Below are 24580 nucleotides of genomic sequence, written 5' to 3'. Positions count from 1 at the left end.
AGGATCCGGCCATGACAGACAGCGATGGCACTCTCCGCATGGATGCTCGCGCCAAGAACACCGAGCGCATGGCAACTGTCCAACTGTCCACCAAATACGGCATTTTCCGCGCCATCGGCTACCTGGATCGTATTCGTGGTGACGAACAAATCGCGCTGGTATACGGCGACATCACGGGAGAGGACGTTCTCGCCCGGCTGCATTCGGAGTGCCTGACCGGTGACGCCTTCGGCTCACGCCACTGCGAGTGCGGCGACCAACTGGCCGCGGCACTCCGGGCGATCGTCAGCGAGGGTCGCGGAGTTCTCGTGTACCTCCAGGGACACGAGGGGCGCGGTATCGGTCTGCTCGCCAAACTCCAGGCGATGCAACTCCAGGCGGAGGGCATGGACACGGTCGAGGCCAATCTCGCCCTCGGCCTCCCCGTCGACTCCCGCGACTACGGCGTGGCGGCGGACATGCTGCACGACCTCGGCGTCCGGTCGGTGCGGCTGATGTCGAACAACCCGCTCAAGCGGGAGGCGTTGCTCCGGCACGGCATCGAGGTCAGCGAGCAGGTGCCGCTGCTCACGCAGCCCCGCGAGGAGAACATCTTCTATCTTCGGGCCAAGCGGGAGCGCATGGGCCATCTGCTCCCCCATCTCGACCGTCCCCCGCTGGACCGCACGGCGGACCAGCCCTGAGCACGCGCCGGACGACCGACCGGCGCCCTGCGGACGGACGGCACGGCGAACCGGCTCTCGGAGCCGACGGCACGGCGGGCCGCGTCCCGCACCCCGTGAGGCCCCTCACCCGACCGGTGAGGGGCCTCACGCACGCCCCGACCCCGAGGCGTCCCTGAGATCTCCCCCCTTCGACCCCGAGATGTGTCGGTTCTCTTTGACAGGCACTCCGGGGGGTGTCAGCTTTGGCTGACAGGTAACCGTGAGAGGGACGTGATGACCGGAGGCCCGGCCCCGCATCCGACCGGGGACGAGCTGCTGCGGATCCTCGCTGCGCTCGGCAACCCGCACCGGCTGCGGATCGTCGCCGCGCTCACCCGGGGCGGCCGCAACTACGTCAGCAGGCTCGCCCGCGAGCTGGGCATCGGACGACCCCTGCTGCACATGCACCTGCAGCGGCTCGAGGCGGCCGGGCTCGTCGCGGGCTCCCTGGAACAGGCGGCGGACGGAAAGGCCGTGAAGTACTTCGAGGTCACCCCGTTCGCCGTCGCCCTGACCCCGGAAGCGGTCGCCCGAGCGACCCTGACGATCACCCAGGAGGAGACGGAGAACGTGAAGGAGAAGGCGAAATGAACTCAACGGACTGGGCCGGGGCCATCGGTGCCGGCGGTGTCTTCCTCTTCCTGATGGTCGTCGTGTGGCAGGTCGCCGCGACCTGGCGGGCCAGGATGCTCGCGTCCCGCGAGGAGCAGTACAAACGGCTCGCGGCCAGGTACGCCGAACTGCTGGAGGACAACGTGGAACTGCACCGGCGCACGCTGGAGGAACTGACGCAGGCCCGCGCCTCGATCACCTCGATGGAGAAGATGATGCGCTCCGTCGAGTAGGGGCTGTCCCGCAATCCCCGGGGGACCGGCGCGCGGCGTCAGATGCGGTGCATCGCAAGGCGGAGAGTCGCCCCCATACCGGGTGTATTCGGATGATTCGACAACGCGGCGAGGCGCCGTGGCTGTCGTCGCGCGCCCGCCGGGGATTGCGGAACAGCCCTCAGCGCGGACCCGCCGGACCGGCGCACCCACGGACGGCCGGGCACCACGAACCCACGACGAACAGGCGAACTGGAGACACTGACCGGCACCGGGGGCATCACCGCCTCGGCCGGTGCGGTGCTCGCCTCGCCCCTCGCGGTGTTCGCGGCGCTGCCCCTGGTGACGACCCAGGCCGTGCTCTTCGGCGTCGGGTCCCGCCCGGACACGTTTCTCGTCCGTGCGGTCCTGGCGCCCCGCCTCGCCCCGGACCTCGGCCGCCGGTTCCGGGTGGTGCAGCCGCCTCTTCCGGGGGATCGGCAGGCGGCCCGGGCCGCACCGGCCGGGCGGGGACCGGAAGCACACCCCGTCCGCACGCCGCCCGGCCCGGCCGGACCGCCACGGAGTCCGGCGGCGGCACCCCTTGCCGGACGCCGGTCACCCGGCCGGACTCCGGTCGGGTGACCACGGCGCTCGGCCCGTCCCGAGAGCCGTGGTCACCAGCGCCGGCCGCGGCCGCCCCCTCCTCCCGGCACCTACACCGCCGGTCACCCCCGCCGGCGGTCACCCTCGGCCACCGGTCCGCTTCCCCACCGGTCCGCCTCCCCGATCGTGCCCACCCTCGTCGGTCGCGCTCACCACCAGCCGTTCGTAACCTTATGGGGTACTTTGTCGCTTATGCGGCCGACGAGCATGCTCCGGCACCGACGACCGGCGAGTGCGCAGACGAGGATCGAGAGCCGACGTGAACATCCCCCGTTCCCCTCGCCGGGCCACGGCGCGCCTGTTCCTGGCCGCCGCCGTCGCCGTGGCCGCGGGCGCCTGCGGCGGTGCCGACGCCGGCTCCGGGGACGGCGGGGGCGGGGGGCTCTCCGGCACGATCCGGGTGGACGGCTCCAGCACGGTGGCCCCGCTCTCCACGGCGGCGGCCCAGCTCTTCCAGCAACGCAACCCCGGCGTACGGATCACGGTCGGCACGTCCGGCACCGGAGGCGGGTTCGAGAAGTTCTGCAACGGCGAGACGGACATCGCCGACGCCTCGCGGCGGATCACCGCCGAGGAGCAGGCCCGGTGCGCTGAGAAGGGTGTGAAGTACGAGGAGTTGCGGATCGCCAACGACGGCATGTCCGTCGTGGTGAACAAGGACAACGACTTCGCCGACTGCCTCACCGTCGAACAGCTGGGGAGGATCTGGGAGCCCGGCTCCCGGGTCGACAACTGGAACCAGGTCGACCCGGACTTCCCGGACGTCGAACTGGAGCTGTTCGGCCCCGGTACCGACTCCGGCACCTTCGACTACTTCACCCGGGCCGTCAACGGCGAGGAGGGCCGGTCCCGCACCGACTACTCCCCCAGCGAGGACGACAACGTCACCGTGCAGGGCGTCTCCGGCTCCAAGGGCGGCCTGGGCTACTTCGGGCTGTCGTACTACGAGGAGAACAAGGACAGGCTCAAGCTCCTGAAGATCGACGGGGGGAACGGCTGTGTCGCGCCGACGCAGACCACCGTCCAGAACGGCACCTACCGGCCCCTGTCGCGCCCCCTGCTCATCTATCCGAACGCCGCCGCCCTCGACCGGAGGGAAGTCGAGGCGTTCGTCGAGTACTACGTCGAGAACAGCGCCGACATCGCCAGGGCCGCCCAGTTCGTCCCGCTCAGCTCCCGCCAGGAGGACGAACTGCGGCAGGACCTGACGAGGCTGCGCGAACGGCACGCCCCATGACCCCGCGGGCAGTGCGCCGACGGACCGCTCCGGGAAGCCCCGGCTTCCTGAAGCGGTCGCAGCCGCGCTGGACCGAGCGGTCGGTCAAGGTCCTGCTCGTGGCCGCCGCACTGGTCTCGGTGCTGACCACGGTCGGCATCGTCGTCGCCCTCATCCCGCCGGTCGTTGACTTCTTCGGCAAGGTGGACTTCGGGGAGTTCATCACCGGCACCGACTGGTCACCTCTGTTCGAACCGCCGCACTTCGGTGTCCTGCCGCTGGTGACGGCCACCCTGGTGGTCACGGTCATCGCGCTGTTCGTGGCCGTCCCCCTCGGTCTCGGCGCGGCCGTCTATCTGAGCGAGTACGCGAGTCACCGCGTCCGCGGGATCTTCAAGCCGGTGCTGGAGGTCCTCGCCGGCATCCCGACGGTGGTCTACGGCTTCTTCGCACTCAAGGCGATCACCCCGGCCCTCCAGCGGTTCTGGCCCGGGGACGACCCGCCCGAGGTCTTCAACGCCCTCTCGGCGGGGTTCGTCATGGGCATCATGATCATCCCGACGATCGCGTCGCTGGCCGAGGACTCCATGGCCGCCGTGCCCCGCTCGCTGCGCGACGGCGCCTACGCCCTCGGCTCGTCGCGGATGCAGGTCTCCACCAGGGTCGTGTTCCCGGCTGCCCTGTCCGGCATCGTCGCCGCCGTCGTCCTCGGGGTCTCCCGCGCCATCGGGGAGACGATGATCGTGGCGATCGCGGCCGGCGGCCGTCCGAACCTCACCTTCAACCCGCTCGAGGGCATGCAGACGATGACCGCGTTCATCGCCGCGGCCGGCATCGGCGACCTGCCCACCGGGTCCACCGGCTACCAGACGATCTTCGCCGTGGGCCTGCTGCTCTTCGCCATCACGCTGGTGATGAACCTGATCAGCATCCGCCTGGTGCGCCGCTACCGCGAGGTGTACGAATGATCCCCACCGCGGTCACCTCCGACCCGCCCGAGGCTCCCCGCCTCAAGGGGCGGGGCACGCCGGTGCGCGAGCAGTTCTTCCGGCTCGGTCTGTGGGCCTCGCTGGCCATCGGAGTGGTGTTCCTGGCCGGCCTGCTCACGTACGTGGTCATCGAGGGCTGGCCCCGGCTGAACTCCAAGCTGTGGACCAACTTCCCGGACATCATCGACCCGTCCAACGCCGGCGCCCAGTCGGCGATCACGGGCACGATCTGGGTCATCTCCCTCACCGCCCTGTACTGCCTGCCGACCGGCGTGCTCACCGCGATCTACCTGGAGGAGTACGCAGACCGCGACCGGTGGTGGAACCGGGCGGTCGAGATCAACATCCAGAACCTGGCGGCCGTCCCCTCCATCGTCTACGGCATCCTCGGCCTGGGCGTGATCTCCCGCGGGCTGGGCTTCGGCCAGACCGTGCTCACCGCCGCGCTCACGCTGTCCCTGCTGGTCCTGCCCATCGTGATCATCTCGTCCCGGGAGGCGATCCGGGCGGTGCCCCAGTCCATCCGCCAGGCCTCCCTCTCGCTGGGCGCCACCCAGTGGCAGACCATCTGGCGCCAGGTGCTGCCCGCCGCCGTGCCCGGCATGGCGACCGGCTCGATCCTCGCGCTGTCCCGCGCCATCGGGGAGGCCGCGCCGCTGCTGCTGCTCGGCGGGCTGACGTTCATCACGTTCAACCCGACCGGCGTGCACAGCCAGTTCACGGTGCTGCCGATCCAGATCTTCAACTGGATCAGTCAGTCCCGCGCCGAGTTCACCGCGCTCGCCTCCGCCGCGATCGTCGTCCTGCTGGTGATCCTGCTGGTCATGAACTCGCTGGCGATCTGGCTGCGCAACCACTTCACCCGCCGATGGTGACTGCCGTGCCACCGAAGACCCCGTGTGAGGAAGCACCATGACCACCCCTCCCGGCCACGGACCCGGCGGCACCAGACCGCCCCAGCCGGCCCACAGCGTCACCCCGCAACCGTCCGAGACGGTCTTCGAGGTCGGCGGACTGTCCGTGTTCTACGGCGACCACGAGGCCGTACGCGACGTCAACATGACCATCGGAGCCCGCCAGATCACGGCGATGATCGGTCCCTCGGGGTGCGGGAAGTCCACCGTGCTGCGCTGCTTCAACCGCATGAACGACCTGCTGCCGGACGCCCGTGTGGTCGGCAAGATCCGCTACCACAACGAGGACCTCTACAGCCGCGAGGTCGACCCCATCGAGGTCCGCCGCCGCATCGGCATGGTCTTCCAGAAGCCCAACCCGTTCCCCAAGTCCATCTACGACAACATCGCCTACGGCCCCCGGGTCGGCGGCTTCAAGGGGAGCCTGGACGACCTGGTGGAGGAGGCCCTGACCCACGCGGCGCTGTGGGACGAGGTCAAGGACAAACTCAAGACCTCCGCGCTGGCACTCTCCGGCGGACAGCAGCAGCGGCTGTGCATCGCCCGGACCATCGCGGTCGAGCCGGAGGTGATCCTGATGGACGAGCCGTGCTCCTCCCTGGACCCGATCGCCACGGCCAAGATCGAGGACCTCATGGAGCACCTGGCCCAGGAGTTCACCATCATCGTCGTCACGCACAACATGCAGCAGGCGGCCCGGGTGTCGGAGCGGACCGCGTTCTTCAGCTCGGAGATCGACCGGAACGGCGTGCGCCACGGCCGGCTGATCGAGTTCGACGAGACGGGCACGCTCTTCAGCAATCCGTCCGACCAGCGCACGGAGGACTACATCTCCGGCCGCTTCGGCTGAGCTCCGGCACGTTGGCGGTCGCGGTGGGGCGGCCCGTACGCGAAGGCATCAGGCATCAGGCGAGCGTGGCGATGATCTTCCGTACCCGAGTGGCCACGCTGTCCGGCAGCGGCGCGTAGTGGATCGCGGGCAGCAGCTTCTGCCCCTCCTCTCCGGCGGTGTACGCCAGGAAGGACTTCAGCGCCGGGAGGCTCGCCGGGTCGTTCCCCGTGTCACAGACGACCTCGTACGTCACGAGCACGATCGGGTACGCACCGTCGGCGGACGTCCCGTGGTCGAACTCCAGCTTCATGTCGTCGCCCCGTCCGACGACCTTCGCCTGGGCGATGCCCCGGGACGCGCTCTCCGCGCTGGGCGCGACGGGCGCGGCCGCGCCCGTGTCGATGCGTACCGTGTCGATCTTCTGGGTGGCGGCGAAGGACAGCTCGAAGTAGCCGATGGCTCCCTGGGTACCGGCCACCGCCGCCGCGATCCCGTCCGAACCGACAGCCGAGTGGCCGCCCTTGGCCTGCCAGGCCTTCTTCGCCTCGTACGGCCATTCGTCCCCCGCGGCGCCCGACAGATAGGCGTTCAGGTTCTGCGTCGTGCCCGAGTCGTCCGAGCGGTGCACGGCGGTGATCGCGAGGTCGGGGAGCCGTACGCCGGGGTTGAGGCGCCGGATGTCGGGGTGGTTCCAGGCGGTGATGCGGGAGTCGAAGATCGCGGCCAGGGTGGGGGCGTCGAGCACCAGGCCGTGGACGCCCGGAAGGTGGTAGCCGAGGGCCACGGGCCCGCCCGCCATCGGCAGGTCGATGGCCTGGCCGCCCGCGCAGAGCGTCCGGGAGATCTTGACGTCCTGCTCCCCCAGCGCGCTGTCCGTGCCGCCGAAGGCGGTGGCTCCCCGCAGGAACTGCGCCACCCCGGCGCCGGAGCCCACGGGGTTGTACGCGACCCGCACGCCTGGGCAGGCACGCTGGTACTGGTCGATCCAGCGCTTCATGGCGTTCTGCTGAGCGGTCGAACCGGAGCCCTGGACCTTGCCGGAGCCGGCGCAGTCGATGTCCGCGGTGACGGGCGGAGGGCCGGCCTCGACCCGGTCCTCCGAAGGTCTCTCCCCCGCGCAGCCGGCCAGTGCCACCAGGGCGGCGACGGCCACGGCCGGGCGCACCCGGCTGTTCGTACGTCTCACGTGTTCCATGGATCTGCGCCCGCCCCCTTTCCCCCCTGGGATCGTCTCCGATCCCGCCCCGGAGTGGGTGACGTCCGGGCGAACATCAGTCGACGCCCGGCCGACCCCCGGGTGCGGCCCCGTGCCGGGACGGATCCTCGGGACACGGGGCCGGGCCTTCCCCGGACCCTCCCCGCCGGCCCCCGGCCGGAGACGGCGCGTCCGCCGTCCGGGGAAGGCGGCTGCGCGCTCCCCGGGCTCACCGCCCCCGAGCCCGCGTACGGGTACCCGCCGCGCGCGGGCGGTACGTCCGGGCGCGAGCCGGGCACGGATTGCTCCATGCCCATGCTCGTCGGAACCTCGGGGTGGCAGTACAAGGACTGGCGCGGCGGCCTCTACCCGCCCGGCGTGCCGCAGCGGCTGTGGCTGGAGGAGTACGCCCGGCGGTTCGCCACGGTGGAGAACAACAACGCCTTCTACCGCCTCCCCGCCCGGGACGTCTTCGCCTCCTGGCGGGAACGCACGCCCGGGGACTTCGTCATGGCGGTGAAGGCGAGCCGCTATCTGACGCATCTGAAGCGGCTCCACGATCCCGGAGAGCCGGTGGCGCGGCTGCTGGACCGGGCCGAGGCACTCGGCGGCCGGCTGGGGCCCGTCCTGCTGCAACTTCCGCCGAACTTCCGTGAGGACACCGCGGCGCTGGACGCCTGCCTGCGCTGCTTCCCCCGCCGTGTCCGGGTCGCCGTCGAGTTGCGCCACCCCTCGTGGTGGGACGCCGAGCGGGAACTCCGGGCGGTGCTGGAGCGGCACGGGAGCGCGCTGTGCTGGGCGGACCGGGGGTCACGTCCCGTCACCCCGCTGTGGCGCACGGCGGACTGGGGCTATCTGCGTCTCCACGGCGGGCTCGCCCAGCCGCCGCCGCGCTACGGCCGCCAGGCGATGACGGCCTGGGTACGGCGTCTGACCGGCTGCTGGCAGGACGAGGACGACGTGTACGTGTACTTCAACAACGACACGGGAGGCGCTGCCGTCGTGGACGCCGCGCGGTTCGCCCGGTCCGCCGCGGCGTCGGGCCGGACCGTGACCCGTACGCCCGACCTCACGGACTGACCCGACCGGCCCCGGACCAGCCGGGATGCGTCCCGAAGGTCCGCTGTACAGTGCGAAGGTCGTGCCACGACGACGTGACGACTTCGACGGGTGGGGGCCTCTCATGGCGCTGTTCGGAAACGCGCACACGGTCGATCCGGCCAAGGCGCAGCAGGACTACGCACGGCTGCTGGGGCAGGGGGAGCAGGTGCACGCCGCGTTCCTGCTGATCCGCGACACCATCCTGTTCACCGACCGCAGGCTGCTGCTGGTCGACAAGCAGGGCATCACCGGCAAGAAGGTGGAGTACCACTCCGTCCCCTACCGCAGCATCACGCACTTCGCGGTGGAGACGGCCGGCACGTTCGACCTGGACGCGGAGCTGAAGATCTGGATATCGGGGAGCGCCGCGCCTGTCCAGAAGACGTTCACCAAGGGCGTCGACATCTACGAGGTGCAGGCGATCCTCACCCAGTTCGTCGCCCGGTAGGCCGGGCCGCGAGAGCGCCCCGGCGGTCCTGACGCTGCCGGTCGTTCGCGTCGGTCCCGCCGGGGCGCCGCCGTGCGGTTCGGGCTGTTCGGGCGGCCGTTCCCTCAGCGACCGACGCGCTCCATGACGGTGCCGAGGTCAACGAACTTGAAGCCGGTGGCCTCGCGGTCGCCGTCGCCCGGGGTGTCGTGCCCGTCCTGCACGACGAGCAGGCCATCCGGGTACCTGGCGCCGAGCGGCGCGTTGAGCACGGCCGCGCCGTCGCACTCCTCGGAGCCGTCGAGGGCCGACGAGGCCGCGGTGACGCGGAAGCCGCCCTCGTACTCGTTGCGGTCGCGCACCTCACGGTCGTACAGGGCGAAGCTGTCGTCGCCCTGGCTCGACGCCAGGACGTATCCGTCGCCGTCGGGCTCGGTGAGCAGGGCCAGCCCCTCGACGTCGGCGGACAGGTGCTCGCCGCCGAAGCCGGGGTCCGCGCCCGCGACGCACTCCTCGGTCCCCTCGTCGTAGACGGCGGGGACGCCGAACTCCCGGACCTTGTCGACGAGCCGGGGCGTGCCGGTGAGATCGGCCCGGACGCGCCAGATGCCGACGTCCTCCTGGCCCGCGTAGAGCATCCCGTTCGCCGGGTCGACGACCATGCCCTCGACCTGCGGCGCGTCCCCGGGCCCACCGCACGGCGTCCAGCTGGTGCCGTCGGGCAACCGGAAGGAGGACGGCAGCTCCAGGGTGCGCACCGTGCGGTAGGTGACCGTTCCCGAGGAGGTCGGGCGCAGCTCCAGCAGCGCGACCTCGGTGCCCGCACGCCGGCTGACGAGGGCGTACGAGCGGCCGCCGGCCCGGTCGGTCCAGGTGGCGAGGCCGTAGGCGGTCCGCTGGCCGTTGATCTCGTCCTGGTTCCGGGAGAAGACCGGCGGCGCGGCGGGGTCGGTGACGTCGGTCAGGGGGCCGCCGGGGCGTGCCCGGTCGATGCGGTGGATGCGCAGCCGGTCATGGCCCCGGTCGGTGGTCACGGCGAGGTCGGCGCGTCCGGACGGCAGCCGCAGCCCGTGCACGAGGTCCACGTTGTTGAAGCGGCCGGGCGCGTCGCCCGGGCGGGCGGGGCCGGGCGCCGCGATCGACTGAACCGGCCGGGCGTCGAGGTCGTACACCCGCAGTCCGCCCTCCTTGGCCGTCGCTATCACCAGGCTGCGCCCGGGGTCGGCGGTGTTGCGCCAGATCGCGGGGTCGTCCGCGTTCGCGTTGCCGCCGGCCTCGTCGTCGTACAGCGTGGGCGCCTCTGCCGCGGGGGTGACGGCCGGCAGGGCGGCGGCGGTGGGTCCGGCCGGGTCCGGGGACGCCGCGGCGGACGGGAGGGCTGCGGACGCCACGAGTACCAGGCCCAGTACGGCGGTGGCCTGCCGGAAGGGCGGGAAGTGCCGGAAGGGAAGGGGTCTGCTCACGAAGCGCTCCTCCATGTCGGGAACATGATGACTTCCCGCTTGAGGGTGAAAGCGGCGGATGACGGCCCGGCGTCCGGGACACGGTGCCCGTGGGTGCGCGCCGTGAACTTGGCCAACCTCCGCCGGGAAGCGCAGTATCGAATGGTGACGCGCGATCCACCGACGTGTGCACCCGACCACCACTTCTCCGCCTGACCGCGCCGACGGCCCGCCCCGGACACCGCACTCCGGCGGCCCCGGGGACCTGCGGCATCGGCGCAGGAGGTGACACCACCATGAAACTCCCGACCGAGCGTGCCCGACACTCCGCGGGCCCCGTCGCGGTCGGCGCGGCCGACGCGGGCGTGCTGCTGCTCCGGCTGGCCGTCGGACTGATCCTGGCGGGGCACGGGGCCCAGAAGCTGTTCGGCTGGTTCGGCGGCCGCGGCCTGGAGACCACGGGCAAGGGCTTCTCACAGCTCGGCTGGGACCCGGGCGTCTTCTACGCCGGACTGGCCGGGGTCTCCGAGTTCCTGGGCGGCCTGGGCCTGGCCATCGGCGTGCTCACCCCCCTCTCCGCCGCGGCCTGCATCGGCGTCATGGTCAACGCCATGGCGATCGCCCCCGAGATCGACCTGTGGTCCGCCGCCGGCACCGCCTTCGTCTACCCGATGCTCCTCGCCGTCGGCGCGCTCACCGTCGCCGCGGTGGGACCGCTCCGGCTCTCCCTCGACGCGCGTTTCCCGTGGCGGGACGGCGGCTGGCTCCCGGCGGGGTTCGCCCTGGTCCTGGGTGTCGTCGGGGCGTTCGTCATCCTGGCGCTGAAGTAGCCGGGCGGCCCCGGTCGGACCGCAGTGATCGCGGCCGCGGCGATCGCGAAATAGTCTGTTCCGTGCCGGGTTCTTCGGAAGTACGGCGATCGAGCGACCCCGCCAGACGAGGTGCAGGCGATGTCCGACAGGCGTCCACGCGCGGTACGGGCGGGCAGGTGGCCTCTCCGGACCCCAGGTCACGGCAGGCAGCCGGCCGACCCCGCCCCCGAGCACTCCATGGACCCGCGGGCGGAGCACGAGGCGCAGGAGCCGGCACCGCTGGAACGCAGCATCGTGGACGCCGCGCTCTACCGCGGCGGGCGCCGGATGGAGACGCCCACCTCGCTGGCGGAGATCTACCACCGCCTCCCCGGAGAGCCGGGCACGATGGCCTGGATCGGGCTGTTCCGGCCCTCCCCCGCCCAGCTGTGGGAGGCGGCGGAGCAGTTCGGGCTGCACGAACTGGCCGTCGAGGACGCGATCGTCGCCCATCAGCGCCCCAAGCTGGAGCGGTACGGGAAGACGCTCTTCGTGGTGCTGCGCCCGGCCCGGTACCTGGACGAGGCCGAGGAGGTGGACTTCGGCGAGATCCACGTCTTCGTCGGCCCCGAGTTCGTCCTCACCGTGCGGCACAGCCAGACCCCGGACCTCGCGGTCGTCCGCAGCCGGCTGGAAGCCGACCCGGATCTGCTGGCCCTCGGCCCCGAGGCGGTGCTGTACGCCATCCTGGACGCGGTCGTCGACGGCTACGCCCCGGTGATCGCGGGCCTCCAGCACGACATCGACGAGATCGAGACCGAGGTCTTCCGCGGCGACCCGAAGGTCTCCCGGCGGATCTACGAGCTGTCCCGCGAGGTCGTCGACTTCCAGCGGGCGACCCGGCCGCTGCTGGCCATCATGAACGGGCTCCAGGCCGGCTTCCAGAAGTACGGCACGAACGAGGAGCTCCAGCGCTACCTGCGGGACGTGGCCGACCACGCCACCACCGTCGCCGAGCGGGTCAACGGCTTCCGGCAGGCGCTCGGCGACATCCTCACCGTCAACGCCACGCTCGTCTCGCAGGCGCAGAACGAGGAGATGAAGATGCTCGCGGAGGCCGGCCACGCCCAGAACAACGAGATCAAGAAGATCTCCAGCTGGGCCGCCATCCTCTTCGCGCCCACCCTCATCGGCACCGTCTACGGCATGAACTTCGTCCACATGCCCGAGCTCGACTGGCGCTTCGGCTATCCGTTCGCTCTCGCGCTGATGCTGCTGGTGTGCATCAGCCTGTACCTCGTCTTCAAACGCCGCGACTGGCTCTGACCCGACCGCACCGGCCGCCCGGCGCCCGCCACCGGACCCCGCGACGGCCTTCGCGTCACAATGGGTGGTGAGGACATGCCGTCCACAGCGGTGAGGCGGGACCGAGAATGCCCTACATTGCCGTGACCGCCCTGAGCGACGTCGGGCTGATCCGCGAGCACAACGAGGACAGTCTCGTCGCCGGCCCCTGGACCCTGTGCGGCACCGTGACGGAGAACCCGCAGACGCTGCTCTTCCCGCTGGGCACCCCGCTCGTCGCCGCCGTCGCCGACGGGCTCGGCGGTCAGCCAGCCGGTGAGGTGGCCAGCGCACTCGTCGTACGACAGCTCGCCGCGCTCGGTCCCGCGCTGGATGACCAGGAAGCCGTCAACGAGGCGCTGAACATGTGCAACCACATGGTGTACTCGGCCGCCGACGACAACCCCGACCTGCTCACGATGGGCACCACGATCGCGGGCGTCGTCGTCCTGCCCGGCTCGGTGACGGTGTTCAATGTCGGCGACAGCAAGGTCTACGCCGCGGCCGAGGACGGACTGCGGCAGCTGAGCGTGGACGACAGCCCACCGGCGGCGCCTGGACGGCGCGTCACGACGGCGGTCACCCAGACACTCGGCGGCGGCCCCTCCTACACCCCCGTCACGCCCCATGTCACGACCACCTCGCTGTCCCCGGACGGCCGCTGCCTGGTGTGCACCGACGGGCTGACCGACCCGGTGCCGGACGAGGAACTCCACGCCCTGCTGCGGGTGCACGACGACGGCAGGGCCGCCTACGAACTGTGGAAGGCCGCCATCGAGGCGGGCGGACCGGACAACATCACGCTGGCGCTGGTCCGCATCGGCGAGTAGCGGCGGCGCACCCGCGGGCGGCCGCCGCCCGGAAACGGACGGTGCCCCGGAGCCGAAGCTCCGGGACACCGTCCTCGTGCGCGGATGGGGCGAACCTCCGGTGCCCCACCGTGTCGCGCGCGGGACTACTCCACGTCGTGGCAGACCGCGTAGGCGGTGATGGAGCCACCCACGGCGACGACCGAGGCGGTCGCCCTCCATCCGGTGGCGTGACCCGTGCCGACGAACACCTGAGCACCGTCCTCGACGTTGATGGCGACGGGGTCGCTGCTGTCGCAAACGCCGCCGATGGCGATGTCGTTGCCGAGGCAGAGGGCCGTCGAGGTGACGTCCAAGCCCACGGCGTCGGTCGCGACCAGGCCGGTCACGACGTAGGTGTCGAGCTCCCCCTCGGGGCCGGCCGGCCCGGGAGGGCCCTGCGGCCCCTGCGGGCCGCGCTCGCCGCGCTCGCCACGACGGGCGTCGTCGAAGCTCATCACCAGGGCCCCCGAGCCCGGCAGCGCGACACTCTGCCCGGAGGGCAGCGTGTCGGCCACGGCAGCGGTGCTCGGGACGACGCCGAGCAGGGCGGCGACAGTGCCGGGCCGAGACCAGCATGGCGGTCTTCGTGCGGGAACTGCGCATTGCACGGCTCACCAGAGAACCTTCCTCGCGGAACGTGGAGTGACTGACCGAACCACCGGCGTGCACGCAGTCGGCAGTGCGCTTCGTCCGCCTGAGCGTCACGCGATGCGCGACCAAGGGCCACAGCTTCACTCTCCGCGATCAGAAGATTACGGATCGCCACGCGTCGTGCACGCAATCACCCGTGCCGCTGTGAAACCCCGCAGCCCCCGTACTCAATTCGGACCTGTGGCGTTCCCCGCGCCCGTCAGGGGCGGAAGAGCGAAACACTCGCGCATCACACGAGTACCGGCCACCCATTGGCCGGACCCGCGTCAGCACTTCATCAGGTCCAGTGCGTGCTTGACCGAGAGGGCGCACAGAAAGAGCCGCCGGGAAATCTCGGCGGCAATCAGGTCGCGTACCGGGGAGGACGGGTGGACCAGAACGATGTTCCGGTCGTGGCGCTTCCAGGAGAGAAAGAGATCCAGCAAATCGTTGTCGCACTCGGTGATTTCCGCGCAGTCGACGACGAGTCGCGAGTACCCGGACTTCACGGCGACGGTCAGCATCAGCCGCAGGGGGTAGACGCTCTCGCGGTCGACCACCCCCCGGAGGGCGATGACCAGCGTGCGGTCGATGGTCCGGCAGTAGGAGATGGCCGGTGGGTCGTTCCGCCGCCCGGGAGTGCCGCAGGGGCCAGGGTCCGCGGTATCCGAATGCACCGCGACCGACGCTGCGACTGTCATGCTGCTTTACCCCTTCGCGGTGTGCCGCCCGAATGCCGCTCTACAACTACCGTAAAAGTGCCGGGAACTGCATCCGGGGAACGATCCATACGGGTGACGGCGGCCGGTTCCATTCGGCCGCGGCGGAGATCTGTTTTCCGTATCAACTGGCATCTTCGGCACACCGCCCGGCTCGCGTCCCGGGCGCCGACGTGTCCATCGGCGCGGGAAATCGTTTTGTCATCGATGAATTCTTCCAACACTTCGCCGCCTCCCGGGTCTTCGGACCCCCTGGCCCCGCCGGCCCCCCACACCGGAGTCCTGGCGTGGGAGCGCCGTCCCGGTTCCGAGCGGTCCGGCCCCCGTCACCGCGGCGCGGGCGAACTCGCCCAGACACCGGTGTACGGGCAACTGGTGTCCGAGTGGCGGGCGCGCGGGGCGATGCTGCCGGGCGCACGTGATCCGCAGTGGGACCGGCTGGTCTCCCTCCGCGCCTTCGAGGAGGACACCCGGCGGACACTCCGCATGCTCCGGCTGGAGCGGGATCCGCTGCCGCTCCTGCCCGACGCGGAGGCGCGGCTGACCGCCGGGGACGCCGACCACCCGGCCGTGCCGGGCGCGGTCGCGCACCTGCCGGGCTCCCGCTGAGAGCTGTCCCGCCGCACCGGCACTGCCCGTCCCCGTAGCCACGACCGTGAATCATGAAAACTTGAGCCATTGGAGCTCATCGTGTGAATTCTCGGGCGAGTGCGAGTCCCGGACCCGGGTGAAGCGTTTGTGCGTATGTGGAACCGCGAGAGTTGTGGGAAAGAAATACAGTCCTTGCGAATGCCTTCTGCACCAGCGACGACCGGGTGCGGCTGGCCCAGAGCGCACTCGACGAGGCCCAGGCCGACCGTACGAGGATGCTGGCCGCATTCGCGGTGGTGGTCGGCGACGACGGCACCGTCGCCGGCATGATGGGCCTGCCGGAACGCGAGGTCAGGGTCGCCCGCAGGACCGTCGGCCGGGAAGGCGCGCGTACCGTCGCGGCAAATCTACTGACACGAATGTCTGATCAGTCGGCCGATGCGGGCGGGGAACCCGTGCAGACGGCCGGGGAGACCACGGCGTCTTTTCCCCGGGCGGAGCCGGCCGCGGTGCCGGTCTCGGCTCCGCCCGTGTCCCCGTACACCACCGCACAGCCGTCCCAGCCGACCGGTACCTATTCCGTTCCGGTGGTCGAGGAACAGATCTGGGCCGAACCCGTCCAGCCCGTTCCGTCCACGCAGCCCGCAAGTCCCGTCTGGTCTCCCTCGATGGATTCCGTTCTGGTGTGGAGCTGGCACTCCGGGCTGGATCTCCAGGTGGTCGCGAACGAACTCGGTCTGGAACTGCGAACGGTTCTCCAGCGCGTACAGACCCTCGCCGCGGACGGCCAACTCGTGAAAGCCGACCAGGTCGCATCGCGGGACTACTCGGGTGGCTCACGGGACCATTCGGTCCCGTCGCGGGACTACGCGACCGGTTCGAGGGAGTACTCGGGCCGGCACCGGCGGCACGAGGAGCCGATCGAGTTCTCCGACACCGGATCGTTCGGACTGGGCGGACTGTTCTCCAGCGCTTCCTGGTCCTGAGCGCCTACTGCCGCTCGCGTGTGCTGCCGCCCGACGGCGGGCGGCGCACCATGGAGGCATGGACCGGGACCTCGCGGCCGTCAGCCTTCCCGGGCGGGTCGCCGGACCCGGCGAGGGGATCAGCCCCGAGGAACTGGCCCTCGCCGCCCGCAACCACGGAATGCCGCTGGAGGCACTCCGGTACGGACTGACGCCACCGGGGCTGCACTACGTCCTCGTCCACTACGACATCCCCGCCGCCGAGGCCGCCGACTGGCGGATCGTCGTCGGCGGGCTGGTGCGGACGCCACTGCGGCTGGACCTGGCGGACCTCAGGTCGTACCCGTCCGTCACGCTCCGCGTCACGATGGAGTGCGCGGGGAACGGGCGGGCCCGGCTCACGCCCCGGCCGGTGAGCCAGCCGTGGCTGGAGGAGGCGGTGGGCACCGCCGAGTGGACGGGCGTACCGCTGCGCACGCTGCTGCGGGAGGCCCGGGTGGAGCCCGGCGCCGTCGAGGCGGTGTTCACCGGCGCCGACCACGGTGTGGAACGCGGCGTCGAACAGGACTACCGCCGCAGCCTGCCGCTGCGCATGGCCATGGGCGACGACCCGGAGGTACTGGTCGCGTACGCGATGAACGGCGGTCCGCTGCCGCCGCAGCACGGCCACCCCGTGCGGCTCGTCGTGCCCGGCTGGTACGGCATGGCCCAGGTGAAGTGGCTGTGCGACATCACCCTGACCGGCACCCCCTTCACCGGCTTCCAGCAGTCCGTCGCGTACCGCTACCGGCAGTCCGCGGACGAGCCCGGCGAGCCGGTCACCCGCATCGCCCCACGGGCCCTGATGATCCCGCCGGGCTTCCCCGACTTCATGTCCCGCACCAGGGTGCTGCGCCCCGGCCGGACCGGGCTGGAGGGCCGGGCCTGGTCCGGCCACGCCCCGGTCGTACGGGTGGAGGTCAGCAGCGACGACGGGCGGACCTGGCACGACGCGGCGCTCGACGTGCCGGAGGGCGGCGGCTGGGCCTGGCGCCAATGGCACACGGCCTGGACGGCCACCCCCGGCAGCCATGTGCTCGTCACGCGCGCCACCGACGCCGACGGGCGCACCCAGCCCCTCGACCAGCCGTGGAACCGGGGCGGCTTCGGGAACAACCTGGTACAGCGGATCCCCGTCGTGTGCCTGCCGGAAGGCACGTGAGGCGTGCTCCGGCCCGACTTGCGAAGCGGCCCCCCATGGGGTTGGTTCGAAAGGAGAACCCCTTTTGGGGGTGAGCCACTGTGCTGTTCACCGATCGCGTCGACGCGGGGCAGCGCCTCGCCGGGGCACTCGGACATCTGCGGAAGGCCGATCCCGTCGTGCTCGGGCTGCCGAGGGGCGGGGTGCCGGTGGCCTTCCAGGTGGCACGGGCGCTGGGCGCGCCGCTGGACGTGATCGTCGTACGCAAACTGGGCGTGCCGTACCACCGGGAGCTGGGATTCGGCGCCATCGGCGAGGGCGGCGTCCGGGTCATCAGCGACGACATCGTCCGCCGGGGCCATGTCTCCGAGAAGGACGTCGCGTCGGTGGAACGGGCCGAGGCCGCCGAGCTGACCCGGCAGGCGGAGCGGTTCAGGGCCGACCGGCCGCGCGTCGGCATCAGGGGCCGGACCGTGATCGTCGTGGACGACGGGATCGCGACCGGGGCCACGGCCGCCGCGGCCTGCGAGGTCGTCCGTGCGCAGGGAGCGGCCAGGGTGGTGCTCGCCGTCCCCGTCGCGCCGCCGGACGCGGTGTCCTGGCTGCGCACCGAGGCGGACGAGGTGGTGTGCCTGTCGACACCGCGGGCATTCTCGGCAGTAGGTGAGTGGTACCAGGACTTCTCGCAGACCCCGGACGAGGAGGTCGTCGCGCTGCTGGCGCAGTCGGCCGCCGACCCGCCGCAGCCCGCCAAGCCCGAGGACGTCGAGGTGGAGGCGGGCCCGGTGCGGCTCGCCGGCGAGCTCGTCCTGCCGGAGGGCTCCGCCGCGGTGGTGATGTTCGCCCACGGCTCCGGGAGCAGCCGCCTCAGCCCGCGCAACCGGGCCGTGGCGACGGCCCTGAACGCCGCCGGTCTCGGCACCCTGCTGTTCGACCTCCTCACCGAGCCGGAGGCCGCCGACCGCAGGAACGTCTTCGACATCGAGGTGCTGGCCGACCGCCTCACCGGGGCCACCGCGTGGCTGCGCACCCGCACCCCCGTCCCCATCGGCTACTTCGGTGCGTCGACCGGTGCCGCCGCGGCGCTCTGGGCGGCGTCGAGCGCAGGTCCCGAGGTCGGTGCCGTCGTCTCGCGCGGCGGCCGTCCCGACCTGGCCGGGTCACGGCTGCCCGGGGTGCGCGCCCCGACGCTGCTGATCGTCGGGGGCCGTGACACGACGGTCCTCGACCTCAACCGCCAGGCGGAGTCGGCGCTGCGCTGCGAGTGCCGTCTGGTGGTCGTCCCCGGTGCGACGCATCTCTTCGAGGAGCCCGGGGCGCTGGACGAGGTGTCCGATCTGGCCCGCGACTGGTTCACGCTGCACCTGACCCCGCAGGAGCCGTAGGGCCGCGAACGCCCCGGCGCCTCCCTCCCTGTTCCTCCGTCCCCGTTCTCCACTCGGGGCCGGCCACCGGACGGGACCGGTGCCGACCCACGGCGCGGTCAGCGGGGCAGCAGATCCGTGTGGTTCTCGGCCGGTTCCCCCGCCGCGTGCGACGCGGCCGGCGTGATCCGTGCCGCTCGGCACCTGGAGGTGGAGCCACGTCACCTCTCCAGGACCAGGGCCAGCCCCTGCCCGACGCCGATGCACAGCGTCGCGAGGCCCGTGCCCGAGCCCGCTGCCGCGAGCTGGTGGGCGACGGCCCCGGTGAGCCTGGCCCCGGACGCACCGAGCGGGTGACCGATGGCAATGGCGCCGCCGCGCGGGTTGACGCGGGCCGGATCGAGGTCCGGCCACTGGCGGAGGCAGGCCAGCGCCTGCGCGGCGAAGGCCTCGTTGAGCTCCACCGTGTGCAGCTCGCCGAACTCGCGGCCGGCCTTCTTCAGCGCACGCCGGGCGGCCTCGACCGGGCCCGCGCCGAAGTACTGCGGCTCGATACCGGTGACGGCCGAGGCGCCGACGCGGGCGAGCGGCTCCCGGCCGGTGGCGCGCAGCCCGTCCTCGTCCACGAGCAGCAGCGCGGCGGCGCCGTCGTTGAGCGGCGAGGAGTTGCCCGCGGTGACGGTGCCGTCCTTCCGGAAGACCGGCTTCAGTGTGGCCAGGGCCTCGATTGAGGTGGTGTCGCGAATGCACTCGTCCCGGGTCAGGTCCACGCCGTCGACGGGGACCACCTCGCCGTCGTACAGCCCGTCGGCCCAGGCGCGGGCGGCGTTGCGGTGGCTGGCGAGGGCGAACGCGTCCTGTTCGTCGCGGCCGATGCCGTACCGATCGACCAGCAGCTCGGCGCCCTCGCCCAGGCCCACCGTCCACTCCCGCGGCATCCGCGGATTGACCATCCGCCAGCCCAGCGTGGTCGAGTGCAGCTGCTGGTGGGCGGCGGAGTATCCGCGCTCGGGCTTCTGCAGCACCCAGGGCGCGCGGCTCATGGACTCGACGCCGCCCGCGACGGCGATGGACGCGTCGCCGACGGCGATCGCGCGCGCGGCCTGGATGACGGCCTCCATGCCGGAGCCGCACAGCCGGTTCACGGTCGTGCCGGGCACGGTGACCGGCAGGCCGGCGAGCAGCACGGCCATCCGCGCCACGTCCCGGTTGTCCTCGCCGGCGCCGTTGGCGTCGCCGAAGAAGACGTCGTCGATCCGTGCCGGGTCGAGCTCGGGCGAACGGGACACGAGGGCGCCGAGCACCCCGGCGGCCAGGTCGTCGGGCCGCACCCCGGCGAGGGCGCCGCCGTACTTGCCGATGGGGGTGCGGACGGCGTCCACGACGTAGACGTCACGGAGGCGGTCGGTCATGACAGCTCAGCTCCTGTCTTGTCTCGTACCTCGTCGGAGGTGGCCCCCAGGGCGCCGCTCCCGTCCGTGCCGCGGTTGTCGGGGACGATGCCCAGCCCGCGCACCCCGCGGGCGTACAGCGCGGCTACCAGCGCGTTCGGCACTCCGCCGTGGCCGAAGCCGCCGACCGCGAGCGACGCGTGGTCCGCGATGTCGCCCACCGCCTCGGCGGCGGACCGCTTGACTTTGTCCATGGAGACTTCCACTCGGACCGTTCGCCAGGTGAACTAGAGTTCATCCATGGCTCGCCCTGAGTCTGCGTGCACCCGGCACACATGTCAACGCCCTGGAGAACCGATGCCAGCCGCTCTCCCCGCAGAGGCCGTGGCTCCGCTGATGCGCGGTATCGCCGTGCTGCGCGCCCTCAGCGACGCGGGCGGCCGGATGGACCTCAGCGATCTGGTGCGCTCCACGGGGCTGGCCCGCTCGACCGCCGACCGCGTCGCGGCGACCCTGGCGCGGATGGGGTACGTACGCCTCCGGGCCCACGAGGTCCGGCTCGCTCCACGGCTCATGGAACTGGGCAACGCCTACCTCGCCGCGCTGTCCCTGCCGCGCCGGCTCGGCCCGCTCGCCGAGCGCCTCGCCGACGAGCTCGACGAGCCGGTCTCGCTCGCCGTCCCCGACCGCGACGGCATCCGCTTCGTCCACCAGACCACCCGGCGGCGGGCCATGTCGCCCGCCTTCCGGATCGGCGACCTGCTGCCGTACGAACGCACCGCCGCGGGTGCGGTGTTCGCGGCCGGGTGGACCGAGCGCACCTGGGCGTCCCGGAGCGGTGACGTCCCCGGAGCCGAGGACGGAGGCACGCCGTTCGGAGCCGGAACGTCCACCGCCGAGGAGGAGGCGTTCCGGCGACGGGCAGCGGGCTCCGGCGAGGCCGGCTGGGCCTTGGACGACCAGCTCATCGAGCCGGGACTGGTCGCCGTCGCCGTGCCCGTGCACGACCGCGAGGGCTCCGTCGTCTGCGCGGTGAGCGTGGTCAGCCACACCAGCCGGCACACCGCGGACTCGCTCGGCCGCGCCGTGCTGCCGACGGTGCGGGAGACCGTCGCCGCGATGGAGGAGGAGCTGCGGCGGGACGGCCCGGCCGCGGGGGCACCCGCGCCGGACGGCCTCGCCCACTGGACCACGGCCTCCAAGCAGGAACTCGGCGCGGAGTTCGTGGAGTCGCTGGCCAGGGGACTCACCGTGATCACCGCTTTCGGCGAGGGCCGCCCCGAACTGTCCCTCACCGCGGTCGCCGAGGCCACCGGCCTGGCCCGGGCCACCGCCCGCCGCGCGCTCATCACCCTGGAGCACCTCGGCTACGTCGGCTCCGGGGACCGCGTCTTCCGGCTCACTCCGCGCGTGCTGTCCCTCGGCTGCCCCGCGCTGTCCCGGACGACACTCCCCGACATCGCCGTCCCGCACATGGCGGAACTGGTGCGCCGCGTGCACGACTCCGCGTCCCTCGCGGTCCTCGACGGGGACGACATCCGCTACACCGCGCGCGTCGCCACCGAGCGGATCACGAGTGTCGACATCACCATCGGAACCCGCTTCCCCGCATACGCCGCCTCCATGGGGCGCGTCCTGCTCGCCGGGCTCCCCGCCGACGAGCGTGCGGACCGTCTCGCCCGCACCGCACTGCGCCCGCTCACCCCACGTACCGTCACCGATCCGGCACGCCTGCTCGGCCTCCTCGACCGCGTCCGTGACGAGGGGTTCGCACTGGTCGACGAGGAGCTGGAGGAGGGGCTCCGCTCGCTGGCCGTCCCCGTGCGCGACCACACGGGGCGCATCGTCGCCGCGCTGAACGTCGCCATGCACACGGCCCGCCGCACGACCGGCGAGTGCCTCGCCGAGGTCCTCCCCCCTCTCCGCGCCACGGCCGCCGCGATCGAGTCCGACCTCCACATCGCCGGCCGGTTCGCCCGCGTCCCCGAGGTCTGACCCCGGTCGGCACCCCGGCCGCGGGATGCCCGGCCGAGCCTGGACCAGGCGGACTCAGCCGGTCCAGAAGTCCCACCAGCGGGTGAGCACCAGCATGCCGATGATCCCCGTCCACGCGACCGGCGGCAGCCAGCCGAACTCCCGCAGCCCGTCCCGCAGACCGGCCGGTGCCGGCAGCATCCGGTGCCCGACGGTGTGCCGCGTCACCCGGCAGAACAGGACGATCGTGGCGACCCAGGCGAGACAGCACCACAGGCAGAGGGCGCCGATCCGGTACAGCGACTGGAACTGCAGCCACGTGCAGAACACGACCCCGAAGAGCGATCCCCCGTTGAGCGCGAGCCAGAACCAGCGCCGGTACCGGGCCCCCGCCAGCAGCCCGGCCCCGACCGCGATCACCACGGCGTACGAGACGAGCCCCAGCATCGGGTTGGGGAAGCCGAAGACGGCCGCCTGCTCGCTCTTCATGACGCTGCCGCACGACACGACGGGGTTGAGGCTGCACCCCGGGGTGAAGCCCGGGTCCTCCAGCAGCCGGAACTTGTCGAGCGTGATGACCCAGGAGGCGAGCAGCCCCGCCGCGCCCGTGACCAGGAGCATCAGGGCGAAGCCCCGGCTCGCGCCCACGCCGGTCGCGGGGGTGTCGTCCGACGCCGTCACGGGACGCGGGACGCGCGTCCTGGCTCGTGTCCCCATGTCTCTCCATCCCTCTCCGGCCGGATCCGTCCGGCCGATTCCCTGGCCCTCCGTCACCTGGGCCGATGCGCACACGCAGTAATCGCCGCCCCGCTCGACACGACGGATCGTCAGATCCGGACTAGCGTCGCGGGTGTCCGCACCCCCCTCTGACAGGAGGCCACCGTGAAGCTGACGCTTCCTCACCCGGCGGCGGCCGCCGCCGTGGGCACCGGAATACGATTCAGGCTCGCCGGGACAGCCCGGGCGGACGCGCACCGCGCGCCCTCCCGCCCGGCGAGCGGTGTCCGGCAGCTCTGACCAGCAAGGTGTGAACCAGGCCCGGCCGGCGGTCCTACCGCCGTCAGCCGGGCCTCTTGCCGCCCGGTGACGGCTCAGCCACGCAGCTGACGGACCGGCAGCAGACAGTGTGCCGCCGTCGACAGCACGGCCTCGTCGCCGACGAACTCCCGCAGCCCGTCCTCTGTGACCGGAATCCCCGGCGCGGCGTCCGGCCAAGGCCGCGTCGCGAAGATGAAGTACACGTGCCCCCGGTCCCGTACCGCGGCCAGCCACTCCTGCGGCACCGTGCACTGCGCGGTGAGGTGAGGCATCGTCAGCACGGCCTGACCCGCCTCCACCAGCAGCGTGACGGGAAGCCCGACGGACTCGGCGGCGTCCACGAACTCGGTCCCGACCGGCAGACCCACGTCGTCGAGCAACTGCCGGGCCGCGGCCTCGGCCCCCTCCGGTCCGCCGTCGCCGTCCCCGAGTGCGTAGGCCAGCAGGAAGGGCATGTCGCGCTCGTCGTCGGGGTGCTCCCCGCTCCAGGCGATGACGACGAGGGTGCCCAGTCGGGCTGGGCGGAAGGCGCGTACCGCGCCGGGGGTTGAGGTCACGTTCGGGACCATAGCGACTTACCCGAACCCTCCGGGCACCGTTGTCACACGCGCGGGGGAGCCCACCGCCCGATTAGCCCGAAGGGGTCGCGCTCGCTCATCCGTGCGCAGACCCGCCGCGCCGTCGGACCGGCGGCGGCAGGGGCCCCGGACGCGGAAAGGCCCGGCGGAGTCCTTCCGCCGGGCCTTCCGGGTGACCGTGCCGGGGACGCCGCTCAGGCGCCCAGGGGAAGCCCACCGAGGAGCTGCTGCGGAGCGGCCGCCTTGCTCCTGTTCAGGTCGTCGGCGGTGCCCTGGACCGTGTTCAGGAGCGAACCGTCCTGCTCCGTGTCCAGCGTCCTGTTCGTGAGGGGCTCCACGGCGCCCGTGGTCTCGCTCGCGACGGTACCCAGCGCGCCGTTCAGACTGGTCGGAGCGAGCTCGGAAGCGGCGAAAGCCGGGGCCGAGGCACCCGCGGCGACCAGCGAACCGGCGACGACCGCAGCGACCTTCATGGGCTTCATCAGTGAATCTCTCCTTCGGCAACGCGTGTCGCGCGCGCAAGTGGCGGAGGCTTCGGGCACATTGCGGGTGCCCGGTATGCCCCGTCGTGCTGTTCTGTGCTGTTACGTGTTCTGTAACGATCCGCCACCCGGGCCGGAAACCCCGAATGCCGGGGATTCTCCCACAGGGCCATTGCGCGATTGGGATTGGTCCGGTTCGCCGGTCTCGTGAGTGACGTGGCGTCATGTCCTTGGTGCGGCATGGGAGCCCGGAGAGCAGAGCAGGCACGGTGCTGGTGATCATGTGGTTGTCGAGACCCATGAGAACCGAGCGAGACCGTGCCTGCCCGAACATCATCGCCCATCCCTTCCGCACTTGAGCAACTGGGCTCCCCGACTGATCCCCTCACCTCA

25 protein-coding genes and 1 pseudogene are annotated in these 24580 nt (G+C 71.9%); 17 read left to right on the top strand and 9 right to left on the bottom strand.

What is annotated here, in order from left to right:
• Positions 1 to 11: 11 nt before the first annotated feature.
• The 7 genes from ribA (at position 12) to pstB (ending at position 6142) form a co-directional block, all read left to right on the top strand.
• Entirely contained in the window at positions 12 to 683 is a 672-nt protein-coding gene (ribA, locus tag QMZ92_RS30250; protein ID WP_171052995.1) for a GTP cyclohydrolase II, read from the top strand.
• Between the two features lie 255 nt (positions 684 to 938).
• Positions 939 to 1295: an ArsR/SmtB family transcription factor gene (locus QMZ92_RS30245; protein ID WP_283300758.1), complete on the top strand. Its 357-nt coding sequence runs from the start codon at positions 939 to 941 to the stop codon at positions 1293 to 1295.
• Positions 1292 to 1549 (top strand): hypothetical protein, encoded by a 258-nt coding sequence (locus tag QMZ92_RS30240; RefSeq protein ID WP_283300757.1) that lies wholly within the window; start codon positions 1292 to 1294, stop codon positions 1547 to 1549. The genes QMZ92_RS30245 and QMZ92_RS30240 overlap by 4 nt, the downstream gene beginning before the upstream one ends.
• Positions 1550 to 2432: 883 nt before the next feature.
• Positions 2433 to 3410: a PstS family phosphate ABC transporter substrate-binding protein gene (locus QMZ92_RS30235; protein WP_283300756.1), complete on the top strand. Its 978-nt coding sequence runs from the start codon at positions 2433 to 2435 to the stop codon at positions 3408 to 3410.
• The gene (gene pstC, locus QMZ92_RS30230) at positions 3407 to 4357 is read left to right on the top strand and encodes a phosphate ABC transporter permease subunit PstC (protein WP_283300755.1); all 951 of its coding nucleotides are present in this window, start codon (positions 3407 to 3409) and stop codon (positions 4355 to 4357) included. Before QMZ92_RS30235 ends, pstC begins: the two co-directional genes overlap by 4 nt.
• The gene (gene pstA, locus QMZ92_RS30225; protein WP_283300754.1) at positions 4354 to 5253 is read left to right on the top strand and encodes a phosphate ABC transporter permease PstA; all 900 of its coding nucleotides are present in this window, start codon (positions 4354 to 4356) and stop codon (positions 5251 to 5253) included. The genes pstC and pstA overlap by 4 nt, the downstream gene beginning before the upstream one ends.
• 37 nt (positions 5254 to 5290) lie before the next feature.
• The gene (pstB, locus tag QMZ92_RS30220) at positions 5291 to 6142 is read left to right on the top strand and encodes a phosphate ABC transporter ATP-binding protein PstB (RefSeq protein WP_283300753.1); all 852 of its coding nucleotides are present in this window, start codon (positions 5291 to 5293) and stop codon (positions 6140 to 6142) included.
• 55 nt (positions 6143 to 6197) lie between these two features.
• Here pstB and pstS read toward each other — a convergent pair whose 3' ends face one another.
• The gene (pstS, locus tag QMZ92_RS30215) at positions 6198 to 7319 is read right to left on the bottom strand and encodes a phosphate ABC transporter substrate-binding protein PstS (protein ID WP_283300752.1); all 1122 of its coding nucleotides are present in this window, start codon (positions 7317 to 7319) and stop codon (positions 6198 to 6200) included.
• Positions 7320 to 7628: 309 nt separating this feature from the next.
• Between pstS and QMZ92_RS30210 the strand changes: the two genes are divergently transcribed.
• A complete protein-coding gene (locus QMZ92_RS30210) occupies positions 7629 to 8399 on the top strand; it encodes a DUF72 domain-containing protein (RefSeq protein ID WP_283300751.1) in 771 nt (256 codons plus the stop codon).
• Between the two features lie 103 nt (positions 8400 to 8502).
• On the top strand, positions 8503 to 8868 hold the full coding sequence (locus QMZ92_RS30205) for a PH domain-containing protein (RefSeq protein ID WP_283300781.1): 366 nt from the start codon (positions 8503 to 8505) through the stop codon (positions 8866 to 8868).
• Between the two features lie 104 nt (positions 8869 to 8972).
• On the opposite strand, the gene QMZ92_RS30200 is transcribed toward QMZ92_RS30205, so the two are convergent.
• The gene (locus QMZ92_RS30200) at positions 8973 to 10310 is read right to left on the bottom strand and encodes a phytase (RefSeq protein WP_283300750.1); all 1338 of its coding nucleotides are present in this window, start codon (positions 10308 to 10310) and stop codon (positions 8973 to 8975) included.
• A gap of 275 nt (positions 10311 to 10585) precedes the next feature.
• Here QMZ92_RS30200 and QMZ92_RS30195 point away from each other — a divergent pair, with 275 nt between their 5' ends.
• The 3 genes from QMZ92_RS30195 to QMZ92_RS30185 all read left to right on the top strand — a co-directional run bounded on the left by QMZ92_RS30195 (position 10586) and on the right by QMZ92_RS30185 (position 13254).
• Complete coding sequence (locus QMZ92_RS30195) at positions 10586 to 11119, top strand: DoxX family protein (RefSeq protein ID WP_283300749.1); 534 nt, start codon at positions 10586 to 10588, stop codon at positions 11117 to 11119.
• 120 nt (positions 11120 to 11239) lie between these two features.
• Positions 11240 to 12406 (top strand): magnesium and cobalt transport protein CorA, encoded by a 1167-nt coding sequence (locus QMZ92_RS30190; protein ID WP_283300748.1) that lies wholly within the window; start codon positions 11240 to 11242, stop codon positions 12404 to 12406.
• A 107-nt stretch (positions 12407 to 12513) separates the two neighbouring features.
• Complete coding sequence (locus tag QMZ92_RS30185) at positions 12514 to 13254, top strand: PP2C family protein-serine/threonine phosphatase (RefSeq protein ID WP_283300747.1); 741 nt, start codon at positions 12514 to 12516, stop codon at positions 13252 to 13254.
• A gap of 125 nt (positions 13255 to 13379) precedes the next feature.
• Here the strand turns inward: QMZ92_RS30185 and QMZ92_RS30180 are convergent, their stop codons facing one another.
• Both QMZ92_RS30180 and QMZ92_RS30175 read right to left on the bottom strand, forming a co-directional pair.
• Positions 13380 to 13790 (bottom strand): hypothetical protein, encoded by a 411-nt coding sequence (locus QMZ92_RS30180; protein ID WP_283300746.1) that lies wholly within the window; start codon positions 13788 to 13790, stop codon positions 13380 to 13382.
• A 402-nt stretch (positions 13791 to 14192) separates the two neighbouring features.
• Entirely contained in the window at positions 14193 to 14606 is a 414-nt protein-coding gene (locus QMZ92_RS30175; RefSeq protein WP_283300745.1) for an STAS domain-containing protein, read from the bottom strand.
• Between the two features lie 225 nt (positions 14607 to 14831).
• On the opposite strand from QMZ92_RS30175, the gene QMZ92_RS30170 reads away from it, so the two are divergent.
• From QMZ92_RS30170 to QMZ92_RS30155, 4 genes are all read left to right on the top strand, one after another.
• The gene (locus QMZ92_RS30170; protein ID WP_283300744.1) at positions 14832 to 15233 is read left to right on the top strand and encodes a hypothetical protein; all 402 of its coding nucleotides are present in this window, start codon (positions 14832 to 14834) and stop codon (positions 15231 to 15233) included.
• A gap of 152 nt (positions 15234 to 15385) precedes the next feature.
• Positions 15386 to 16201: a P-loop NTPase family protein gene (locus QMZ92_RS30165; RefSeq protein WP_283300743.1), complete on the top strand. Its 816-nt coding sequence runs from the start codon at positions 15386 to 15388 to the stop codon at positions 16199 to 16201.
• A gap of 58 nt (positions 16202 to 16259) precedes the next feature.
• The gene (locus tag QMZ92_RS30160) at positions 16260 to 17381 is read left to right on the top strand and encodes a sulfite oxidase (RefSeq protein ID WP_283300742.1); all 1122 of its coding nucleotides are present in this window, start codon (positions 16260 to 16262) and stop codon (positions 17379 to 17381) included.
• A gap of 80 nt (positions 17382 to 17461) precedes the next feature.
• A complete protein-coding gene (locus tag QMZ92_RS30155; protein ID WP_283300741.1) occupies positions 17462 to 18745 on the top strand; it encodes a phosphoribosyltransferase family protein in 1284 nt (427 codons plus the stop codon).
• Between the two features lie 200 nt (positions 18746 to 18945).
• Here QMZ92_RS30155 and QMZ92_RS30150 read toward each other — a convergent pair whose 3' ends face one another.
• Positions 18946 to 20136, bottom strand: a complete 1191-nt coding sequence (locus QMZ92_RS30150; RefSeq protein WP_283300740.1) for a thiolase family protein — start codon at positions 20134 to 20136, stop codon at positions 18946 to 18948.
• Between the two features lie 53 nt (positions 20137 to 20189).
• Positions 20190 to 20369, bottom strand: a pseudogene (locus QMZ92_RS30145) (CoA-transferase); the annotation flags it as partial.
• A 103-nt stretch (positions 20370 to 20472) separates the two neighbouring features.
• Between QMZ92_RS30145 and QMZ92_RS30140 the strand changes: the two are divergent.
• Positions 20473 to 22110 carry an IclR family transcriptional regulator domain-containing protein gene (locus tag QMZ92_RS30140; RefSeq protein WP_283300739.1) on the top strand — a complete coding sequence of 546 codons (1638 nt, stop codon included), beginning with the start codon at positions 20473 to 20475 and terminating at the stop codon, positions 22108 to 22110.
• Between the two features lie 54 nt (positions 22111 to 22164).
• Here QMZ92_RS30140 and QMZ92_RS30135 read toward each other — a convergent pair whose 3' ends face one another.
• The 3 genes from QMZ92_RS30135 to QMZ92_RS30125 form a co-directional block, all read right to left on the bottom strand.
• The gene (locus tag QMZ92_RS30135) at positions 22165 to 22806 is read right to left on the bottom strand and encodes a vitamin K epoxide reductase family protein (protein WP_349307777.1); all 642 of its coding nucleotides are present in this window, start codon (positions 22804 to 22806) and stop codon (positions 22165 to 22167) included.
• A gap of 374 nt (positions 22807 to 23180) precedes the next feature.
• The gene (locus tag QMZ92_RS30130) at positions 23181 to 23684 is read right to left on the bottom strand and encodes a DUF5949 family protein (protein ID WP_283300738.1); all 504 of its coding nucleotides are present in this window, start codon (positions 23682 to 23684) and stop codon (positions 23181 to 23183) included.
• Positions 23685 to 23899: 215 nt separating this feature from the next.
• Complete coding sequence (locus QMZ92_RS30125) at positions 23900 to 24187, bottom strand: hypothetical protein (RefSeq protein WP_138054087.1); 288 nt, start codon at positions 24185 to 24187, stop codon at positions 23900 to 23902.
• Positions 24188 to 24580: the final 393 nt, after the last annotated feature.

Source organism: Streptomyces sp. HNM0645 (assembly GCF_030056615.1).
GTDB classification, from domain to species: Bacteria; Actinomycetota; Actinomycetes; order Streptomycetales; family Streptomycetaceae; genus Streptomyces; species Streptomyces marianii.
Note: the sequence above shows the minus strand (reverse complement) of the source record. Positions and strands in the feature narration are given on the sequence as shown.

What these genes read in the sequence shown, in the direction of transcription:
- ribA (WP_171052995.1), top strand. Translation starts at nt 12, where the DNA reads ATGACAGACAGCGATGGCACTCTCCGCATGGATGCTCGCGCCAAGAAC.
- QMZ92_RS30245 (WP_283300758.1), top strand. Translation starts at nt 939, where the DNA reads ATGACCGGAGGCCCGGCCCCGCATCCGACCGGGGACGAGCTGCTGCGG.
- QMZ92_RS30240 (WP_283300757.1), top strand. Translation starts at nt 1,292, where the DNA reads ATGAACTCAACGGACTGGGCCGGGGCCATCGGTGCCGGCGGTGTCTTC.
- pstC (WP_283300755.1), top strand. Translation starts at nt 3,407, where the DNA reads ATGACCCCGCGGGCAGTGCGCCGACGGACCGCTCCGGGAAGCCCCGGC.
- pstA (WP_283300754.1), top strand. Translation starts at nt 4,354, where the DNA reads ATGATCCCCACCGCGGTCACCTCCGACCCGCCCGAGGCTCCCCGCCTC.
- pstB (WP_283300753.1), top strand. Translation starts at nt 5,291, where the DNA reads ATGACCACCCCTCCCGGCCACGGACCCGGCGGCACCAGACCGCCCCAG.
- pstS (WP_283300752.1), bottom strand. Translation starts at nt 7,319, where the DNA reads ATGGAACACGTGAGACGTACGAACAGCCGGGTGCGCCCGGCCGTGGCC.
- QMZ92_RS30210 (WP_283300751.1), top strand. Translation starts at nt 7,629, where the DNA reads ATGCCCATGCTCGTCGGAACCTCGGGGTGGCAGTACAAGGACTGGCGC.
- QMZ92_RS30205 (WP_283300781.1), top strand. Translation starts at nt 8,503, where the DNA reads ATGGCGCTGTTCGGAAACGCGCACACGGTCGATCCGGCCAAGGCGCAG.
- QMZ92_RS30195 (WP_283300749.1), top strand. Translation starts at nt 10,586, where the DNA reads ATGAAACTCCCGACCGAGCGTGCCCGACACTCCGCGGGCCCCGTCGCG.
- QMZ92_RS30190 (WP_283300748.1), top strand. Translation starts at nt 11,240, where the DNA reads ATGTCCGACAGGCGTCCACGCGCGGTACGGGCGGGCAGGTGGCCTCTC.
- QMZ92_RS30185 (WP_283300747.1), top strand. Translation starts at nt 12,514, where the DNA reads ATGCCCTACATTGCCGTGACCGCCCTGAGCGACGTCGGGCTGATCCGC.
- QMZ92_RS30175 (WP_283300745.1), bottom strand. Translation starts at nt 14,606, where the DNA reads ATGACAGTCGCAGCGTCGGTCGCGGTGCATTCGGATACCGCGGACCCT.
- QMZ92_RS30170 (WP_283300744.1), top strand. Translation starts at nt 14,832, where the DNA reads ATGAATTCTTCCAACACTTCGCCGCCTCCCGGGTCTTCGGACCCCCTG.
- QMZ92_RS30160 (WP_283300742.1), top strand. Translation starts at nt 16,260, where the DNA reads ATGGACCGGGACCTCGCGGCCGTCAGCCTTCCCGGGCGGGTCGCCGGA.
- QMZ92_RS30150 (WP_283300740.1), bottom strand. Translation starts at nt 20,136, where the DNA reads ATGACCGACCGCCTCCGTGACGTCTACGTCGTGGACGCCGTCCGCACC.
- QMZ92_RS30140 (WP_283300739.1), top strand. Translation starts at nt 20,473, where the DNA reads ATGCCAGCCGCTCTCCCCGCAGAGGCCGTGGCTCCGCTGATGCGCGGT.
- QMZ92_RS30135 (WP_349307777.1), bottom strand. Translation starts at nt 22,806, where the DNA reads ATGGGGACACGAGCCAGGACGCGCGTCCCGCGTCCCGTGACGGCGTCG.
- QMZ92_RS30125 (WP_138054087.1), bottom strand. Translation starts at nt 24,187, where the DNA reads ATGAAGCCCATGAAGGTCGCTGCGGTCGTCGCCGGTTCGCTGGTCGCC.